General features: G+C 71.0%; 3 protein-coding genes and 1 pseudogene. All 4 read left to right on the plus strand.

From position 1 onward, the window contains the following. Nucleotides 1-726 precede the first annotated feature (726 nt). Nucleotides 727-1221 (plus strand): transcriptional regulator, encoded by a 495-nt coding sequence (locus tag NBX02_RS05370; RefSeq protein ID WP_250287418.1) that lies wholly within the window; start codon nt 727-729, stop codon nt 1219-1221. A 289-nt stretch (nt 1222-1510) separates the two neighbouring features. Beyond that, the gene (locus tag NBX02_RS05375) at nt 1511-2557 is read left to right on the plus strand and encodes a patatin-like phospholipase family protein (RefSeq protein WP_250287416.1); all 1047 of its coding nucleotides are present in this window, start codon (nt 1511-1513) and stop codon (nt 2555-2557) included. 91 nt (nt 2558-2648) lie between these two features. Beyond that, nucleotides 2649-3131: a DUF6912 family protein gene (locus NBX02_RS05380; RefSeq protein ID WP_250287415.1), complete on the plus strand. Its 483-nt coding sequence runs from the start codon at nt 2649-2651 to the stop codon at nt 3129-3131. Nucleotides 3132-3383: 252 nt separating this feature from the next. Next, a pseudogene (locus tag NBX02_RS05385) lies at nt 3384-3596 on the plus strand (L-glutamate gamma-semialdehyde dehydrogenase); the annotation flags it as partial.

Genomic DNA, 3596 nt, shown 5'->3' on the forward strand with positions numbered 1-3596 from the left:
CGCGGGCGCGGGCCGCGCCGGGCTTCGGCCCGGGGGCGGGGGGAGCGGCTGCCCTGACGGCCCGCGGGCGCGGGCCGCGCCGGAGCGTGCCCGACGGATGTTCGACCGCGCGGGCGGCGCCTGGACGGCCGGCACCTGTCAGCACGCCGTGCATCGTGCGCGGAATGTGATCATATAAGGACGATTTGTAGTGATCTGTGCGTACGAGCCGTGCGGGCGGCTGGGGCCGGCCGCATGGACGAGGCTGCGCGGGCCGCGGGCCGACGGGTCGCGCCCGGCTTCGGACGCTTTTTGATCTAGTATGACTTGTCCCGCTAATTTTATACGAAGAGTAACCGATCCGGGCGACCTTCCTCTGCCGGGAATGCCGTTTTTACAAGCAAATCTTCCTCTAACCAGCCAGCGGAACGGTTACGGACTGCGGTTCCGGGGCAGCCTGTCTGAGTGACTGATCGTAGAGAAAAGATAGCTGTTAGCAATCATCATGCTGTTCGCAGCGTGGCGCCGGTGCCGCTCGGGTGGATTTCACTTCTGGCGAGGGGAGAGATCTTACGGGAAGTAACCATGGTGACGATCAGATGACTAATTGCATTAATCAAATGTAGCTATCCTTTTCGGGTAACGTTCAGTTAGTGTGAGCACCTGCGTCACCGCAGTGGTGGGGCAGTGGTGGGAGCGATAAATGATCACCAAGTGCTCTGTTGAGGTGGACGGGGGGTGTATCGGATGAGTCGGGAGTACGCGAAGGCCGTGGGAGCTCGTCTCCGGGCCATACGGATCCAGCAGGGGTTGTCCCTGCAAGGTGTGGAGCAGAAGTCACGCGGGCGCTGGAAGACCGCGGCGGTTGGCTCCTACGAGCGTGGCGACCGGATGATCAGCGTTCACCAGCTCTCGGAACTCGCCGCGTTCTACGGCGTTCCGGTCTCGGCGCTGCTGCCGGAGGAGGAGGCGCTACCTCCTCGCGAGCACCGGCACCGCACCGTCCTCAACCTGAAGAAACTCGCTGAGGCGCCACCGGACTCGTCCGCGCTGGTGCGCCGGTGGGTGGCGCAGATACAGCGCCAGCGGGACGACTACGCCGGACAGGTCCTCTCCATCCGGGACGGCGACCTGAGGGCGTTGGCCCTTCTGCACGACACCACTCCGCAGGAGTTCTCCGAACGGCTGCGGGGGTGGGGCGTGCTGGAGACGAATTTCGGCGAGGAGGAGGTTCCCGAGTAGGGCGTTGCCGCGCCGGCCGCCCTGACTCCGCCCTGACTCCGCCCTGGACGGTGCCGGTCGTCCCCTGGGGACGGTGCCGGTCGGCTCCAGGACGGTGTCGGTTCCTGGGCAGCGTTGGTTCCTGGCGTGCCGCATGCTGGGAAGGCGCGGTGGCCAGCCACGAGAACGTGCGCGGCGGGCCAGAGGTGTGTACCGCTGCCGCCGGCATGGTCCCTGTCGCTGGCGGCGGGGGCATGTACCGGGGGGTTGTGACGCACAGCAGGTTGTGACGCGCAGCAGGAGGTGGCTGATGGCTGGCAGCAGGGTTCCCCGCCGCGGACTGGTACTGGGCGCCGGGGGGGTGCTCGGGTCGGCGTGGATGATCGGTGCCCTGAGCGCCTACGAGGAAGCGGCCGGCGTCGACGTCCGCGACATGGACATGACCGTCGGTACCTCGGCCGGAGCGGTGCTGGCGGCTCTGATCGGCCTTGGCACGAGCGTCGAAACAATGGTCAACTCCGAATACGGCGAGCCGTTGTTCGGCGATCCGGTCCTCGACTACACCCGCCTCGGTTCGGCTCTCCCGCCGCGGCCGCGGATGCGCATCGGCTCGCGTCGGCTGCTCGCCACCTCGGCCCTGCACCCACGCCGGGTGACCCCGCTGGTCGCCCTGGTCTCCCTGCTCCCGCAGGGCCGCGGGACGCTGGCCGCCGTCGGCGACCTGGTGTCCTCCGTGGGCGCCACCGTGACCACCTGGCCGACTCCCGCGCCGTTGTGGATCGTCGCGATGGACTACGACACCGGGACACGGGTCGTGTTCGGCTCGCCGGACGCGCCCCGGGCGTCGATCGCCGAGGCCGTGATGGCGTCGTGCGCGATCCCGTCATGGTACGCGCCCGTCGTTATCGACGGGCAGCCCTATGTGGACGGTGGGACGCGGTCGCCAACATCGGTGGACCTGCTCGTCGACGCCGGTCTCGACGAGGTCGTGGTGCTCGCGCCCGCCTGCTCGTTAGGCTTCGACCAGCCCCGGGGCGCGCTGGCCCGGCTCGAACGCCAGATGCGGCGGCTGGCGACCAGGGTGCTGATCCGGGAGACCGAACTGCTGCGGGCCACCGGGACGAAGGTCACGGTGATCTGCCCGGGGCCGGAGGATCTGGAGATCATCGGCGGTAACGTCATGGATCTCAGCCGCCGGCAGGAGGTTTTCCAGACCTCGCTGCGGACGAGCGCGGCGGCGCTGGCGGAGGCCGGCATCGGGACGCCGTCCACGGGCACGCCGTCCACGGCCTCACCAACGGCATCCGTGCCCACGGCCTCGTCCGGCGCCGACGGCCGTCTGGCGGCCGCTGGCTGACCCGTCCGGCCCTCGTGCGTCGGCCGTCCTGGCGGCTGGCTCCGTGTGCCCGGCGTGCGGGCCGTCGAGCGCCGCACGGCACACTGGCAGCGTGCGTGTCTACCTGCCGTCGACGCTGTCGGCCGCCCGGCGTGTCCTCGCGGACCGGGCGGTCCCGGCGGGGCTCGGCTTCGCGGTCACCCCCGCCGTCCGGGAGTGGTATGCCCACTCCGACATCGAGGAGATGGAGTACGCGCTCCTGCTCGACGCGGCCCGCGCCAGCCTGCGGCTGCTCGACGTCGACCCGGGCGCGCCCCGCCGGCGGGTGGTCCTCGCAGTGGACGTGGACGACTCCGGCCTGCGGATCCGCAACGACCTCGACCGGGGCGTCGTCGAGATCGGCGGCCCGGTGCCCCTGGCCGCCGTCGCCGCCGTCCACGTGGACGCCGTCGACGCCGTCGCCGCCGTGGCCGCCGCGGCGGAGGCGATCGTGGCGGCCGACCTCGGCAGCGATGACGCGGCGTTCGTGGTGGACACCGCCGACGGCTACGAACTGCTCTGGTACGCCACCCAGGAGCTGGCGGACCTCGTCTGACGCCTGTGGGCGGCCCGGGCACAGGCCCGGCGCCCGGCCCGGCACCCGAACCGGGACCTGACAGAGCGCGGACAACAGCGGACGGCGGCCGCCCGAGGCGCGAACATATTCCTGCGCGTCGCGGACGGCCGCGGGCCGCCTGGTCTGGGAGCGTTCCAGGAGGGGCGCCGCGGGCTGGCCGGCCCGCCCCTCGAGCGTCCCGGCGCGGTGTTTCCAATGCTCGGTTTCCAGCGCTTCGGAGGGTGGGTTGGGATGGATGCCGTCGCTGTCGTCCCGGAACCGGTCAACGAGCCGGTCCGCGCCTATGCCCCGGGCAGCCCGCAGCGCGCCAGCCTGCGGGCGGCGCTGGAGCGGCTGGCGGGGGAGCGCGCCGAACTGCCGCTGGTGATCGCCGGGAGGGAGCGCCCGGGCGCCGGCGAGCCGTTCGAGGTGGTCGCCCCGCACCGGCACGAGCTGGTGCTGGGC

The organism is Protofrankia sp. CiP1_Cm_nod1, assembly GCF_920888515.1.
Lineage (GTDB): Bacteria > Actinomycetota > Actinomycetes > Frankiales > Frankiaceae > Protofrankia.

Bases quoted from the DNA above. Each gene is read 5' to 3' on its own strand.
- NBX02_RS05370 (WP_250287418.1), top strand. From the start codon at position 727: ATGAGTCGGGAGTACGCGAAGGCCGTGGGAGCTCGTCTCCGGGCCATA.
- NBX02_RS05375 (WP_250287416.1), top strand. From the start codon at position 1,511: ATGGCTGGCAGCAGGGTTCCCCGCCGCGGACTGGTACTGGGCGCCGGG.